Origin of the sequence: Fluctibacter corallii (assembly GCF_025751585.1) — a bacterium.
Taxonomy (GTDB): Bacteria; Pseudomonadota; Gammaproteobacteria; order Enterobacterales; family Alteromonadaceae; genus Fluctibacter_A; species Fluctibacter_A corallii.
The window spans coordinates 360,366-375,267 of sequence record NZ_JAOWKX010000001.1; the positions used below are offsets into that span (position 1 = coordinate 360,366).

The following is a 14,902-nucleotide window of genomic DNA, read 5'->3' on the forward strand; positions in this document are numbered from 1 at the left end:
CGGTAAAGGCATCATTCCCCTCGCCGTTGAACACGTTAACCGGCTAAGAAATATACCAACTACCGCAAAAAATTCTCTATTCAGCCAATTTCCATTGAGTCTGTACTTGTCTGTACATAGAGTCTTTTCATAACGCTTTGTTTCGGAATGATTTACATGCTTCGTGTCGCTTTAATTTTGCTTGTTGCACTCACCTTTACAGCGCAGGCCAGCTCCCCGTCATCGCCTACCGTGCGTTCAGTATTAGATCAGATTCAAGCAGCCTATGGCGGAGAAAGCATAAATTCACTTCAGTCACTTTCATTGGATGAAAGATACAAAACGTTTAACTACACACAAAGTTATTCTCCGCAGGAGTATGACATGAAAACGTTTCGTGCCTTAGTAGACATCGACTTTGCGAAGCAGAAAAAAGCATTTCGATGGATCCGTGGTGATGCTGACGATTTCTCTACACAGCATCAATATTTTTCAGGCCAATTTGGCTATCGGATTTATCATGAAAAACAAGCGATATCTGAGCGAACAACTATCAGCTTTCACAATGTTGACTGGCGACTCAGCCTCTTATCTGACACCTATATTGTAAAAATGCTATTAGACAACAGAGATGCGGCCTCGTTAACAGGCGAGAGAAAAATAAAAGGCGTTCCCCATTATTTACTTACTTTTGATCTGGAGGGCGCAGACTCATTGTCTCTTTTGTTTGATCAAAAAAGCGGGCTGCTCTCGCAAGCGAGCCGAAAAGACTGGCAACCCGACAGCGAATTCAGTTATCACTATTCTGAATACAATAAAGAGAAAGGCATCACCTATGCGGAACGCACGTATGCGGTGCGAGCGGGTAAACCGTATCTGCTTAACATAAAGCGAGATCTCACCTTTAACAGCGTATCAGAAGGAGCATTTGGCCTGCCAAAGCATTATGGAAAACTTCCTGATATGCTCAACTTTGAAGACATGCAAGCGAAAACTCTCGATACGAATCTGTACCAATCTGGCCGTTATTGGGGCTTCAGTTTATTTTATGATGCAGGAGAGTATTTGATCGGCATAGGTGGATACAGAGATTTGCAAAAGCGTTATGAAGCTGCATTAAACCAAATAGGCAAAATCAAACCACTAAAATATCAAATCGTCACTCACCACCATGCTGATCATTTAGGTGGCATGCAAGACGCCTATCAGCTTGGTGCCGTCTTCGTTGCTCACCCTTCAAATCGAGCACGTATTGAGGAAGCCATCGGCGTACCCATTGACGACAACCGCTTTCTATTTGTCGATAGTGAGATTAATTTAGCCGAGGGTAAAGTTAAAATATTCGATTTCCCAAATCCCCATGCGCAACACCAATTGGTGACATTTTTTGCAGAGCCAAGTGTCCTCTTTACCGCTGATACCTATTTTTCGAGGGAGCACACAGGGTCTCCGAAGGGCTATCCAGAATTAACAGAGCTCGCCAGCAAACTGCAATCCTTTAATCTAGAACCGGAACGTTACGCGGCAGCCCATAGTGCAAGAGTATTAACCAAAGAAGATATGGCCTATTCCCTAACTCACATGGCCCCACATTCGCAATGCCCACCGAAATGGACAATTTGCCCTTAAGGCACAGAAATTTTTGAGATCGCGTCAATTGAATGCTGGCAAGCTAATCGGATTCCGTGCGCCAGCTCTTGTGGGCTACAGTGTGCCTTATCGGCTTCCGTGACGGGTAAGGTGTCGGGTGTCTGAAATTTACAGCTTCCGCATACTCCTCCGCCACCACATATGGATGGTAAATGAATATTCACGTTTCGTAGACTGTGTAAAATCACCTCCCCTTTAGGCACGAGTGCGTGCACACCAGACGAGCCATTATTTTGAAGCAATTCAATGGGCTTTTTGCCTGAAGAAAATACCGCATGAACCATCATCGGTAGCTTTTTAATCAGCCATAAAACACCACTACCAACAAATATAAGATTTAAAACAGCAAACACGGTTATCAGCGTATGATTAAAGCCGCCTGTTTTGGCGTAATCCATAAAATGTAGCATAAACATTATGTTATGAAGGCGGCGGGCGTTATTGACGTGTGCAATCACCTTTCCTGTAATCGGACTGACGTAGATATGGGTTTGTGCGCTGTCGTTAACAACGACTCGCCACAACGGATTCTCCTCACCAGCAAGATCAGTATGTGGTGGATACATCAACTCGATATCAGATATTTCAGCTTCTGCCGAATAGGAATTGCTCGCGATGTTCTTAACGGTATTTTGAGTCAGCGAGAAAGGCAGCCCTGTTTCGGCATGAAAGGTTTTCACATCTTGTTTTTGGTTATTGTGTGCAGGCAGTGAATAGTAAAGTTGGTACACAGGTGTTTCAGCAAGATGTGTTAGCTCGACACGTTTTACTCCAATAAAATGCTTTTCATCTAAATCTATTATGTCGATTGGGAAGGGTTTAACCGTATGCGAAGAAGATTGCCTTAACTCATTCCCTTTTGCGATGCGATGATCTACCCAATTAAAATAAATCCCTGTGAGAATCCATATCAGCAACTGAAGGCCTACCACTAAGCCAAGCCATTTATGAATAAAGGCAAGCGGCTGTTTCATATCACCTCTCCTTTTTGCGTGGCTTGCGGCGCTCTCAAGCGTTGCACTAACAAAGTAGCCCCTGCGACTCCCCCGAACAAGCTAATCACAGAAAAGAACATGAGTAACGGGTTGTTAATGTTCTCACCGTCATCGTAATCCATGATGTGAAATCGCCACATCCAATCAAAGAGCCGCCACATATCATGCCTTTTAGACACGATTTCTCCAGTATTCGCCTGAATATATAAGGTGGGTGAAAGCGGCGCATCAAATTCAACTCGCCAAAATGGTAACCATCTGGGCGACACGTCTGAAGGTGGCGAATCTGTCTCACTATAATAATGAATAGATTTTATCTTATCCGCGTATCTGCTATCGGCAAACGATTGCTGGGCAATAGCCAGTGCCTTTGATGTAGATATAGGTGCAAGCACCTTCCCTGTCTTCGCATCAATTACATGCGTAGCAGCATCTTCAAACTCAACTTTATAAACGGTGCTTTTTGCTATGGTTAGCAGCGTGACGCTGTCTGCTCGAGGGTAGGCTTTTGCCAGTTCAGAAAACGGGACAGTTGGAGAGGAAATTGGCGTAGCTGGCTTAAGTAGAGATTCTCCATGAATAAAGTGAATATCGGTCAGCACCATATAGACACCTGATGCCGCCCAAATCAAACATTGCAGCCCTGCAAAAGCCATTATCCACCGATGATAACGGCGCAGATAGTTTATTCCCTTCATCTACATCAATCACAATACGTCTAACATCTATACCCTTATACTATCAAGGGTTACTTTTTTGCACCAGATAAATGTCTTTGTGACGCCTCACATCAATACATCATTTTTCACTATGGCTACAATAGCCAGTTTTAACCATTCATTTTTTGAACGCACCGATATCATAGAATGCCCTTCACATCATTTAGGACTAACTATGACAATTTTCAGAACATGGCTGCTTTTTGTAGTAGTCAACATAATTTCGCTCAACGCATTTGCAGACTCTCCTAGTTGGAATTACGCAGAAGTAGGTTACGGAAAGATGGAAATCGACGATACCGATATTGACCTTGATGGGATAGTAGCCGAAGGGTCCTACGCATTTTCGCCCCATATTTTTGTCCGTGGGGAGTTAGGTGCATTTACTGAGAATTTATTGTTTGATGACCTTGATGTCGATACGCTTTCTGCGGGAATAGGTTGGAAAAGCGCGACATCGAATCAAACGGACGTATACGGAATTGTGAGCTACGAGCGCATTGAGTCTGGAGATAGTGATGAGAGCATTGACGGCAAAGGATATAGCGGTATTGTTGGTGTAAAATCACGATTCAGCACAACATTTGAAGGTTATGCAGAAGCGGGATACATTGACGTAAACGATGTTGATATTTCTGGTTTCACGGGCAGAATCGGCATTAACGCATTCTTCTCAGATATGTTTTCTGTCGGTGTTCGTTATAAATTTGTGGACGACTTTGATGTAGCGAGTGCTGTAGTGAGTGTACACTTTTAACTCTTTTTCTAAATGGGTTGTCAAAACTTGACGGTGTTAACATCAAGTTTTGACCTCTCAACACACCCTATTATTTGATAACGTAAAAGGAATTAGCAATGTCTAAAAAACCATTATGTCTTCCATTCATGCTCTTAGCTTGGTTCACTAGCTCAGCGAGTGCAGCCTCACCTAGCTGGCAACACTTAGAAGCTGGATACGCACGCATGAGCATCGACAATACAAATATTGATCTTGACGGTTACGTCGCTCGAGGATCTATACGCCTTGGTGACCATTTTTTTGTTCGCGGGGAAGTGGGTCAATTCTCTGAAGATTTACCGCTCGATACCCTTGATATCGACACAATATCAGTCGGACTGGGCTTCTTTTCTTCATTAAACCAAACCACTGATCTGTATACTGTCGCCAATCTTGAAAGAATAGACACCCAAGACTCGGACGAAAATAACGATGAAACCGGCTTTAGTGCTTACTTAGGTATTCGGTCGCGGTTCAACCAGTACTTAGAGGCGTATACTGAAGCAGGTTACATCAATTTAGATGGCGCTGACATTACCGGTACTGGCGGCAATATCGGCGTGAATGCCTATATTAATGATCATTTTTCCATTGGCGTTCACTATAAAAAAGTCAGTGAATATGATCAATTGGGCGCAACGCTGCAACTCCACTTCTAAACGTCGTGAGTGGTGTCATAAAGCCTCAAAGTGGTGTTTAATGCCGCTATTCTGAGCGCAAATTTCTTTTTCCACAAGGGGCATTATGCTGCCCCTTATACAAGAAAAACGTCGTGAGCAACTGAAGAGCAAGACAAACACCGCTATTCTGAGCGCAAATTTCTTTTTTCCACAAGGGGCATCGAGCAGCCCCTTATACAAGAGAAACGTCGTGAGCGACTGAAGAGCAAGGCAAACACCACTGAAACACCGGAGTTTACTCTGTGTAAATGAGGATGTTGAAGTGGTGTTTAACGCCGCTATTCTGAGCGCAACAGTTTCTCTTCGGGATACAGAAGAAGATACACTGCCGGAATCACTATCAACCCCAACACCAACGCACTCAACATCCCTCCGACCATCGGCGCGGCAATGCGACTCATGACTTCTGAGCCTGTACCTGTTCCAAATACGACGGGTAGTAAGCCAATAACAATTGTGGCGACGGTCATAACGACAGGCCTGACTCGCTGGGTAGCGCCGTGCAGTAACGCCTGCTTATAACCATTTTCAGACACAACGTGTTGAGCGCTTGACGCGAGATAGCGTGACACTGACTGATGAAGGTAAACAATCATGAGTACCCCTATTTCAACCGCGACACCAAGTAGTGCGATAATTCCAACCCCGACTGCAATGGATAGGTGGAAGTCGAGGGCATAGAGTATCCAAAATGCACCAATGGCGGCGAAGGGTAACGTACCAAGAATGATCGCCACATCGGTTATGCGCCTGAAATTCAGGTAGAGTAAAAAAAGAATAATTAACAGTGTTGCAGGCACGACATACATGAGCTTGGCTTTCGCGCGCTCAGCATATTCGTATTGCCCTGCCCATCGAAGCGAATAGCCAGGAGGTAACTTTAGCTCTGATTGAATGAGAGCATTTGCCTGCGCAACGTAGCTTCCTACATCGATATCGGCAATATCAATATACACCCAGCCGTTTAGGCGTGCATTTTCACTTTTTATTACGCCGGGGCCACTTTCGACGTACACGTGCGCAATATCACCAAGCGTCAGTTGCATATTGGATGACGTGACAATCGGCAAAGCGTGTAACGCTTCTGGTGAGTCGCGAAAAGACTGTGGGTAGCGAATGTTAATAGGATAACGTGCTTGCCCTTCTGTTGTCAGCGATGCCTGTTTCCCGCCTACAGCACTACCAATAACTTGGTGTATATCTTGAATCGTTAATCCGTAACGTGCAGCTTGAGCACGGTTTATATCTATTTTTATATAACGCCCCCCGACTACGCGCTCAGAATATACGGAGGCGGTTCCATCAAGGGGTTTGAGTAGGTCTTCGATGCGCCGACCTATATCTTCGATAACAGTAAGATTGTCACCGGCAATCTTAAGTCCAACTGGCGTTTTCATGCCTGTTGCAAGCATATCGATACGGGTTTTAATTGGCATTACCCATGCGTTACTTAAACCGGGAAATGATACCAGTTGCTCTAGCTCTTGTTTTAGGGAAGCGAGTGTGACGCCTTCACGCCACTCACTTTTAGGTTTGAGCTGAATAATGGTTTCGATCATGGTTAATGGTGCAGGATCGGTAGCCGTCTCAGCACGCCCAACTTTACCGAAAACCGTATCCACTTCAGGAAGCGTGGCAATCAGGCGATCTGTTTGTTGCAATAGTTGTCTGGCTGTACCTATTGATACACTAGGATAAGTCGTAGGCATATAGAGTAAATCGCCTTCGTCCAATTCCGGCATAAACTCCGAGCCAAGTTTAGTCAGTGGGTACATACTACCTACTAAAACCAAAGCAGCCATTAGCAATGTCAACTTAGGATAAGCAAGAGCGCTGCGCAGCAATGGCCGATACAACGCGACTAAACCTCGATTAAAAATGTTGTCTGATTCTTTAGGAATGTGCCCTTTTATTAAATATCCCATTAACACAGGAACAAGCGTAATAGACAGGCCTGCCGCTGCCGCCATCGCATACGTTTTGGTATAAGCAAGTGGCGCAAACAACCTGCCCTCTTGTGCCTCTAATATAAAAACAGGTAAAAAACTCACGGTAATGATGAGCAGACTGAAAAACAGTGCGGGGCCAACTTCAGCTGCCGCCTGAGCCACAACCTCCCAACGGGGTGTTTGGTCATCATCCTGTTTGTTTGCCAGATGTTTGTGTAAATTTTCAATCATTACAATGGCGCCGTCGGTCATTGCACCAATGGCAATGGCAATGCCTCCTAAAGACATTATATTGGCATTGATGCCTTGCCAGTACATTACAATAAAGGAAACAAGGATCCCCATTGGCAGTGCCACAACAGCCACAATGGAAGAGCGCAGGTGAAATAAAAACAGCAAACATACAAGGGCAACAAGCAATAACTCTTCACCGAGTTTTTGCCATAAATGGTTCACCGCGCCTTGAATTACCTTTGACCGATCGTACACGGTCACGACCTCCACGCCATCGGGTAAACTTGACGACAACAGCGCTAATTTCTGTTTCACAGCCTCAATAACAGCAGATGCATTTTCACCGTAACGCATGACCACAATGCCGCCAACCACCTCGCCTTCACCATTTAACTCAGCAACGCCGCGGCGCATCTCTGGGCCTAAATTGACATCCGCCACATCTTCGATAAACAGAGGAATACCGTTGGCATTGGTGCCGATGGCGGTGCGCTTAATGTCTTCAATATTCTGAATATACCCATTCACGGTAACCATATACTCAGCTTCAGCCATTTCAATCACAGAGGCACTGCTTTCCTGATTACCTTGTTGCAACGCTTGCTGAATATTCTCAATGGGAATGCCAAACGCACGTAATTTAAACGGGTCGACGTGAATCTGATATTGTTTAACCATTCCTCCCACCGTGGCCACTTCCGACACGCCCGGAACCGTTTGCAACTCCAGTTTCAAAAACCAGTCTTGTAAACTGCGTAATTCACTCAGATCGTGTGATTGCGTGCGATCCACCAGCGCATACTGATACACCCAACCCACACCCGATGCATCAGGGCCCAAACTAAATTTGACCGACGCGGGAAGAGACGATGATGCTTGTGTGAGGTACTCCTGAACACGGCTTCGCGCCCAATACAGGTCAGTGTCTTCGTCAAAAATGACATAAATGAAAGCGTCACCAAGATAAGAGAATGCGCGCACATCTTTGGCTCCAGGCACAGACAACATAGCCGTTGTTAACGGGTAGGTAACTTGCTCTTGCACCACAGTGGGCGATTGACCGGGATAGGTGGCTTTCACAATCACTTGCACATCAGATAAATCAGGAATCGCATCCACAGGCGTATTCTTAATTGCGAATACGCCCGACACTGCCAACAAAAGCGCGAGTATCAATACCAATCCGCGATTGTATATTGACCAATAAATCACCTTAGTGATCATGGCTATCTCCTTTATCAGCTTCGATGTTTGTATCGTGCATCCTATGCTCGGTCATTTCATGCATGGCCACGATCACAAAATCACCGTCACGAATGTCGAAGGTGAACATCACGCTTTGCCCGACACGAAAGTCAGACATCAACACATCTCGGTCCACCGTAAAATCCATCGTTGCCGCTGGGCGATTCCATTTTTCTATTTCACTACGAGAGATATTCATGATGCGCGCACCGCTATCAATGCGATTAATTGTGCCGGTCACGGTTGCAGATTGCACCTCAACCACCTCTTCAAAACGTTTAAAGTCGGAACTTAGGCTGGATTCAGAGTCAATCAAGAATTGGCCAGAGACAACAATTTCATCACCTTCATACAACCCATCAATAATCTCAATGCCATGGCGTGTGTTTTTTCCAAGTGACACCGCGACCGATTTAAACGATCCATCTTCCAATCGCACAACCACACGGTTTTGCTTGCCAGTGCGTATAATGGCATTGAACGGCGCAATCAGGCCGGTTCTAATTTTATTGCCATGAATAGTAAGGCGAGCGAACATATTTGGCTTGAGCATGTCTTCTTCATTGGTTAAAGAAACGCGAACCTTCAGCGTACGGGTATCGGGATCAAGCGCAGGATAAACATAGTCTACCTGTCCTTGCCATCGACGTGTCGGAAATGCATCTACTGCAATACTAACGGGCATGCCCTCTTGAACATTGGCGATTTCATTTTCATAGATATCTGCCTCTACCCAGATATTGTCTAACTGCCCAATGCTCATCATTGTTGTGTCTGGTTTTACGTAAAATCCTTCTCTTATCTGAAGCGAATTTACGACACCACTTTGTGGCGCATAGAAGGTAACAAACTGTTGTACATCTCCCGTTTTTGCAAGTTTATCAATATCGCGTTCGCGCATTTGTAACGCTGATAATCGCGCCCGAGACGCGCGCAACAAGGCGGCATTTTGGCGTCGATTGGCAATTAAGAACTCTTCTTGTGCATTTACTAATTGTGGTGAATACAGGGTGTAAAGCGCCTCGCCTTGGGTAACCGGATCACCTTCTGCCTTAATAAAGAGTTTTTCAATCCAGCCTTCTAACCGCGGATGAATATGCACCAAACTGTCTTCATCAAAGCCGATGTAACCAATGGTGTCGACCGTGGTATACATGGGCATGGTTTTAACGATTTCGGTCTTTACACCTAGGTTTTGTTGCACCTGAGAAGAGACGACAACACTGCCAACGGCCGATGATACCTGCCCTTGCTCTTCATAAACAGGCACTAAATCCATCCCCATTGGTGACTTACCGGGCCCATCACGGCGATAGGAAGGATCCATCGGCGCGACCCAATATAACGGTTGGTTTGCATCCGTTTCGCTACTTTCTTCTTGTGTTGGCAATGAAAAAAGCGAAAGCGTCCACGCTAGAATGAAAGCACTCACTAAGCCAAACAGGCCCCCAACAATGAAACGTGTATCAAACAATGCCGACCAAGCGCGACGACTACGTGTTTCCATTTTCGCTACTCACTTTTCGAAGATGTCTCTGCGTGAGACAAAAAATAATTTAGATTTACCAATGCTTTTGCTTGTTCGATGCGCAGCATAAGTAAGGTAATTTGTGTATTCAGTTCAGCCACGTTCGCTCTCACTACTTCTTTAAATTCACCGTCGTCGCTGGTATATGCAGTCATGGTAGAGTCTGCTTGCTCTGTAACTTGCTTAAGTAAACGCGTCTCATATAACGCAATTCGCTGAGAGTACTTAAGGTAATTTTGACGAGCGGATTCCGCCTCACTTAATAATTGCCGCATAGCCAAATGCACATCAGTTTTAACGGCTTCTGCATTCGCAACGCTGGCAGCACGAAGTGCACTTTGTTTGTCTCCGCCAAAGGGAAAGTCCACCGACACGCCTACAGAAAAGAAGTCGGAACGCGATGCCATATCGTTGTCATTACGTAACGCATAACTCCCTCTCAAGGTCCACTGGGGCTTGAACGCTTGGTCGGCTAACGCCACTCTTTGTTCGGCAATATCCACGCGTTTATCTATCACACGCACTTTAGGGTGGCGGCGTAAAACGTCAAATACCACTTCTTGGTGCAACCCTGTATCAATCCACTGATGGGGAAAAAGGGCTTCAACCGTATCAAGTTGAAAGGCTATTTGATGGGCGTTAACCTCTGTCACCCATTCCTGTAACCGGGATTGGGTACGCGCTAACGCGGTACTTTCCATTAGCAAGCGGTCTTCTAACTGAAGTAATTCAACTTGCGTGCGAATTAAGTCATCCTGCTTGGTGGCGCCAAATCCAGAGGTATAGTTTGCATTCGCAATATCAGACAACTGCTCAAACAATTGTTGGTTTTTTTCAACAATTTCGATGGTTTGTTGCGCTAGCACACCATCAAGCCAAATCAAACTAACAATTCGTTGAATTTCAGCCTGTCTCAACCATCTTAAGCGCTGCTGTTCATCGCTTTGCTGCGTGTAAATACGCGACTGAATCGCCAAACTATCACCGCGTGGCAACGGTTGCGCCACGCCAACCTTCAACTGCGTCATGGCTTCTTGATTAAGTGAGCCCGTTTCTACTGGCACATTCATAACATCAAGGGACAACGTTGGATCATTAAAATACGTCGCCGCATCAGCCTGATGGCGATAGCCTTGATGCTTATTATCAAGTTGTTGTAAAACCGGATCTTGCGCAATAGCCTGCTCGATAAAATCATCCAACGACATCGCCGATACAGGTGTTGAATCCATCAACGTATTGAACGAGCTGCACAATATCCCAATTAAGAGGGTATTCTTTCGTAAAAAACCCATAAAGTACTCCCGAAAGCCAAGGGGAAAAGAGTGTCACCAATCACTGGTGCCAAATTTCAGATAGATCGATAGTGGGTTAGGCTGAAATGGGAGGACGTTTTAATGCTGCGACGTCAGCAGAAGGTAAAAAGGTTTGATATGAGTTGGCTTTTTGACTTGAAGTGACAACATCGTTCGACAGATAAACGGCCGCTATTGCTAAACTCGAACATGCATTTTCAGGGCATTGGCAAGATAGGCTGCAACAGTCCGGCGTGTCTTGAGCTTTATCGATATCGGTTAAATCTACGCTAGATTCATGACAGGACGATACGGATTGTGAGTGATTCTGTACCGTTAACTCATGATGTTGAGATGTATGACTAGTTGCTTCATGTGAATGGGATTCACAGGTCAACAATGCGCGCGCGACACTTTGCCCTGCTATAGATATTAGCAAGAGAACAATGAGTCCACGTAGTGTTAAAGATTTGAATGCGCGCATGAGCCGAATAAGTTCATAAAATCACGAAGAGGATAATATGTAATCGAAATGAAGTAAAGTGATGCCAACGACAGAGGTAGGGGGAAGTAAGCGAGCACCTATGCGCTCGCTTGAGCCGTCTTAGAACTCTTCACCTTTATTAATATGAACAGAGTACGACATTTCGTAACCATTGTTGTGGCGATACACTCGACCATGAGAAATTAAGGCATCACGCACATTTGAATCTTGAGTCCACTCTACTCTTCCATAGCCTTGGAAGTTTCCGTATTCCGTGACATGCAGTGTAACTGTTGCATTGGGTTCAATCGTCATTTGAGCTGAACCCGAACCGCTCTCTGAATAAACAGTAGAGAAATAAGCTCTTAATACGCCTGCTGAAGCTGAGTCACTGCTTTCCGTAATTAACTGCCCTGCATTGTTGTAAAGGGAAACGGTTACATCAATAGGTGCGTCAGATACATTGGTAAAATAAAAGTATGACTGCATATTTGACTTATCGTCAGACATAACATGAGGAATGAGAGCACTATCACCAGCTGCAAAGCTTGATGCACTTGCCAACAATCCCAACCCCGCTAATGATACTTTAATGATATTTTTCATAGTTTTTCCTTTTAACTACTTTTATTAATGAGCGCTGGCACTGTAGCGAACATTTCTACCACAATCTACATGTAGAAAGTATGCACTAGCATACTTATGTATATAGGTACATTTTCTAACTACCTTACTTAATTAATCTATTGAGCAACTACGCATGCCGATTCAATTTAACAGAAGAGCAGGGGCAGTCATACGAAACGGCTTTTTATCATAGTATTTCAAATACTTATTTGCTAACGTCTCGACAAGCGTTATAAGTAATAACTGATTTCACACAAAGACGTAATCGCACCCGCTAATCTTGCCACCACATTTAAGAGACGCACGAATGGATCCATTAGAATTTAGGCAAAAACGAAAATTCATCGTAAAGTTAGGTAAAATGTTGCATAAATATGGTACGCCCGCATTCCGTTTAGAGGCTTACCTTACTGATGTATCTACCTATTTTGGCTTACATGCGTCTTATATCTCTACACCCACCACATTAACGTTCGTCATTTGGAGCGACGAACACGAAGATGAATACAATCATTCTGCTAGACTGCTACCCGGCGATTTGGACATGAACGCGTTGTCACGTACCGATGAGCTTGCAAGTCGCTTGTTGGCGGGAGACATTTCCTTGGCCGATGCTGACATTGAATTGGATGTCATAGATCAGTTGCCCAGTCCCTATGGAAAGTGGTTGACCGGGTTTGCCTTTAGTTTGTCTACCGGGGCTTTCGCCATGTTGATGGGAGCCAGCTGGCCTGAAATTCTATGGTCTGGGCTATTGGGGATTGTTGCCTATATTTGGACGCTATGGGCAGAGCGCTCCAGGCGTGTCACCCTTATGCTTGAACCAGTAACCGCCTTTGTATCAGGCTTTTTGGCGTGTGCCATCAGCCGTTTTTTCGACCCAGGCATCAATATTCCGCTCATTGTGCTGTCTTCCGTTATTGTGTTTGTACCAGGATTAGCATTAACCATGGGGCTTGCCGAGCTATCATCGCGGAATATGGTATCTGGCACAGCGCGGGTCATGGATGCCATGATGCAGTTGTTTAAACTCTACTTTGGCGCATTTTTAGGTATTGCAGCAGGCTTCGCGTTGTTTGGTCAAAACCAATTCATCCCCGCTTCATCCCTCCCCTATTGGGCCACTTGGCTCGCAGTTTTCTTACTGTGCTTAGCACTTGTTGTTATCTTTCGCACGCGTGCCAAACATATTATTTGGGCATTAATCGCGGCCTTTATTGCGTATGGTGCCACCGTATATGCATCGGAACACATGCAGCAGGGGCTAGGCACGTTTGTGGGGGCGTTTGCTTTGGGTGTTTACGCCAATCTTTTTACACGTGTTGCCAATCAACCCGCTACCATCGTGGCGATGCATGGCCTAATTGTATTAGTTCCCGGCTCAAAAACGTACATTGGCCTCAACTCGTTCGTGTCAGGGCAAGATTTTGTTAAAGCCGATCATATCGGCCAAGAAGTGTTTATTATTTTCATGTCATTGGTGGCCGGACTCATTTTTGCGAACGTCGTTGCGCCCACAAAAAAAGCCTTGTAGCTGTAACAATCCCCCTATTCATCACATAGGGGGTGTTTAGTTCACACAACCTGTCGTAGAGTGAACCTATTCTCTATTGCCGTAGTTATCGGTAAACGTCGAAGTAAAATATCATGCACAACACGCAACTAAATGCGCTGGGTGAAAACATTTGGATCGTAGAGGGGAAAACCGTCTCCTTTTATTCCATGCCATACACAACACGTATGACCATTGTTAAGCTTCCCGATAACAAATTATGGATTCATAGTCCGATTGCGCTTACCCCCACACTCCAGCAAGAAGTTAACGCATTGGGTTTTGTCGCACATCTTGTCGCGCCCAATTCACTCCATCATTTATTTTTAGCACAATGGCAATCAGCATTTCCTGATGCCGTATTGTGGGGCACGCCAGAAGTTATCAAAAAGCGTAACGAACTATGCTTCACGGGAGAATTAGGCTCAACAGCGCCCACTCAATGGAATAGCGTACTCGAACAAACGCTATTCAGTGGTTCTCCCATCATGGCAGAGTGTGTCTTTTTTCATAAACCCAGCGCAACACTGATTCTGACCGATTTAATAGAAAACTTTTCACAACATCATTTTTCTGGATGGCAAAAGTGGGTCGCGAAAATCGTTGGCATTCTTGCCCCTAACGGAAAAATGCCGCTAGACTGGCGTTTAAGTTTCTTGCTTAATAGGCGTGAGGCCAAACAACATCTAAGTAAAATAATCTCATGGCAGCCCAAACAAATAGTCATGGCGCATGGAGAGATAGTAACAAGCGATGCGATGGCATTTTTAAATCGTTCTTTTGACTGGCTGCGATAGCCACCTACTCGTCGCGATCAGCGGCTATCGCTTCCACAAATGCCATCATCAATCCTATAAATTCCGCTGTCCACTCCATCGCCTTTTTGTTGTCATCTGACGTATAAGCAGCATGTAAGCTGCTCAATAGCACAATTAACTCTTCCCCCTTTACCAATGCGTGGGTGTAGGCGTCTAGCGCTTGTTCTCGGAGATCATTTTGAATTGCCGCAGTACGCAATAAGGGCTCTATACCTGCGCGCGCAGAGTGATAAAACTCCACATACTCCGCTTGCATTTGGCCTGAATGTAAGTCTAAGAAGCGATGTATATGTTGCGTTACGATTCTGGCGCACTCAGCGAGGGTTGTCATATCTTGTCTCCTTTTCGTCTTGTCAGAGTCAGCCCCTT

Annotated in this window: 13 protein-coding genes; 5 read left to right on the top strand and 8 right to left on the bottom strand. The window is 45.1% G+C overall.

Annotation, left to right across the window (positions count from 1 at the left end; translation table 11 throughout):
* Nucleotides 1-156 precede the first annotated feature (156 nt).
* On the top strand, nucleotides 157-1,608 hold the full coding sequence (locus OE749_RS01580) for an MBL fold metallo-hydrolase (protein WP_263710587.1): 1,452 nt from the start codon (nucleotides 157-159) through the stop codon (nucleotides 1,606-1,608).
* Here the strand turns inward: OE749_RS01580 and OE749_RS01585 are convergent.
* Together OE749_RS01585 and OE749_RS01590 are read right to left on the bottom strand one after the other, a co-directional pair.
* Nucleotides 1,605-2,603 carry a 2Fe-2S iron-sulfur cluster-binding protein gene (locus OE749_RS01585; protein WP_263710588.1) on the bottom strand — a complete coding sequence of 333 codons (999 nt, stop codon included), beginning with the start codon at nucleotides 2,601-2,603 and terminating at the stop codon, nucleotides 1,605-1,607. The genes OE749_RS01580 and OE749_RS01585 overlap by 4 nt on opposite strands.
* A complete protein-coding gene (locus OE749_RS01590) occupies nucleotides 2,600-3,322 on the bottom strand; it encodes a PepSY domain-containing protein (RefSeq protein ID WP_263710589.1) in 723 nt (240 codons plus the stop codon). Before OE749_RS01590 ends, OE749_RS01585 begins: the two co-directional genes overlap by 4 nt.
* A 196-nt stretch (nucleotides 3,323-3,518) precedes the next feature.
* Here OE749_RS01590 and OE749_RS01595 point away from each other — a divergent pair, with 196 nt between their 5' ends.
* Nucleotides 3,519-4,100 (top strand): porin family protein, encoded by a 582-nt coding sequence (locus OE749_RS01595; protein WP_263710590.1) that lies wholly within the window; start codon nucleotides 3,519-3,521, stop codon nucleotides 4,098-4,100.
* Between the two features lie 98 nt (nucleotides 4,101-4,198).
* Entirely contained in the window at nucleotides 4,199-4,780 is a 582-nt protein-coding gene (locus OE749_RS01600; protein ID WP_263710591.1) for a porin family protein, read from the top strand.
* 299 nt (nucleotides 4,781-5,079) lie between these two features.
* Here OE749_RS01600 and OE749_RS01605 read toward each other — a convergent pair whose 3' ends face one another.
* The 5 genes from OE749_RS01605 to OE749_RS01625 form a co-directional block, all read right to left on the bottom strand.
* Nucleotides 5,080-8,208 (bottom strand): efflux RND transporter permease subunit, encoded by a 3,129-nt coding sequence (locus OE749_RS01605; protein WP_263710592.1) that lies wholly within the window; start codon nucleotides 8,206-8,208, stop codon nucleotides 5,080-5,082.
* Nucleotides 8,198-9,736 (bottom strand): efflux RND transporter periplasmic adaptor subunit, encoded by a 1,539-nt coding sequence (locus OE749_RS01610; protein ID WP_263710593.1) that lies wholly within the window; start codon nucleotides 9,734-9,736, stop codon nucleotides 8,198-8,200. Before OE749_RS01610 ends, OE749_RS01605 begins: the two co-directional genes overlap by 11 nt.
* Nucleotides 9,737-9,741: 5 nt before the next feature.
* Nucleotides 9,742-11,052 carry a TolC family protein gene (locus tag OE749_RS01615; RefSeq protein WP_263710594.1) on the bottom strand — a complete coding sequence of 437 codons (1,311 nt, stop codon included), beginning with the start codon at nucleotides 11,050-11,052 and terminating at the stop codon, nucleotides 9,742-9,744.
* A 76-nt stretch (nucleotides 11,053-11,128) separates the two neighbouring features.
* Nucleotides 11,129-11,491, bottom strand: a complete 363-nt coding sequence (locus OE749_RS01620) for a hypothetical protein (protein ID WP_263710595.1) — start codon at nucleotides 11,489-11,491, stop codon at nucleotides 11,129-11,131.
* A gap of 165 nt (nucleotides 11,492-11,656) precedes the next feature.
* On the bottom strand, nucleotides 11,657-12,142 hold the full coding sequence (locus OE749_RS01625; RefSeq protein ID WP_263710596.1) for a hypothetical protein: 486 nt from the start codon (nucleotides 12,140-12,142) through the stop codon (nucleotides 11,657-11,659).
* Between the two features lie 328 nt (nucleotides 12,143-12,470).
* Between OE749_RS01625 and OE749_RS01630 the strand changes: the two genes are divergently transcribed.
* Both OE749_RS01630 and OE749_RS01635 read left to right on the top strand, forming a co-directional pair.
* On the top strand, nucleotides 12,471-13,697 hold the full coding sequence (locus tag OE749_RS01630; protein ID WP_263710597.1) for a threonine/serine exporter family protein: 1,227 nt from the start codon (nucleotides 12,471-12,473) through the stop codon (nucleotides 13,695-13,697).
* Nucleotides 13,698-13,810: 113 nt separating this feature from the next.
* Nucleotides 13,811-14,512, top strand: coding sequence for a DUF4336 domain-containing protein (locus tag OE749_RS01635; RefSeq protein WP_263710598.1), 702 nt, complete (start codon nucleotides 13,811-13,813; stop codon nucleotides 14,510-14,512).
* A 4-nt stretch (nucleotides 14,513-14,516) separates the two neighbouring features.
* Here the strand turns inward: OE749_RS01635 and OE749_RS01640 are convergent, their stop codons facing one another.
* Nucleotides 14,517-14,864 carry a hypothetical protein gene (locus OE749_RS01640; protein WP_263710599.1) on the bottom strand — a complete coding sequence of 116 codons (348 nt, stop codon included), beginning with the start codon at nucleotides 14,862-14,864 and terminating at the stop codon, nucleotides 14,517-14,519.
* Nucleotides 14,865-14,902 lie beyond the last annotated feature (38 nt).

Coding starts and splice junctions, on each gene's coding strand:
- OE749_RS01630 (WP_263710597.1), top strand. CDS start 12,471: ATGGATCCATTAGAATTTAGGCAAAAACGAAAATTCATCGTAAAGTTA.
- OE749_RS01610 (WP_263710593.1), bottom strand. CDS start 9,736: ATGGAAACACGTAGTCGTCGCGCTTGGTCGGCATTGTTTGATACACGT.
- OE749_RS01585 (WP_263710588.1), bottom strand. CDS start 2,603: ATGAAACAGCCGCTTGCCTTTATTCATAAATGGCTTGGCTTAGTGGTA.
- OE749_RS01635 (WP_263710598.1), top strand. CDS start 13,811: ATGCACAACACGCAACTAAATGCGCTGGGTGAAAACATTTGGATCGTA.
- OE749_RS01590 (WP_263710589.1), bottom strand. CDS start 3,322: ATGAAGGGAATAAACTATCTGCGCCGTTATCATCGGTGGATAATGGCT.
- OE749_RS01580 (WP_263710587.1), top strand. CDS start 157: ATGCTTCGTGTCGCTTTAATTTTGCTTGTTGCACTCACCTTTACAGCG.
- OE749_RS01600 (WP_263710591.1), top strand. CDS start 4,199: ATGTCTAAAAAACCATTATGTCTTCCATTCATGCTCTTAGCTTGGTTC.
- OE749_RS01595 (WP_263710590.1), top strand. CDS start 3,519: ATGACAATTTTCAGAACATGGCTGCTTTTTGTAGTAGTCAACATAATT.
- OE749_RS01625 (WP_263710596.1), bottom strand. CDS start 12,142: ATGAAAAATATCATTAAAGTATCATTAGCGGGGTTGGGATTGTTGGCA.
- OE749_RS01605 (WP_263710592.1), bottom strand. CDS start 8,208: ATGATCACTAAGGTGATTTATTGGTCAATATACAATCGCGGATTGGTA.
- OE749_RS01640 (WP_263710599.1), bottom strand. CDS start 14,864: ATGACAACCCTCGCTGAGTGCGCCAGAATCGTAACGCAACATATACAT.
- OE749_RS01615 (WP_263710594.1), bottom strand. CDS start 11,052: ATGGGTTTTTTACGAAAGAATACCCTCTTAATTGGGATATTGTGCAGC.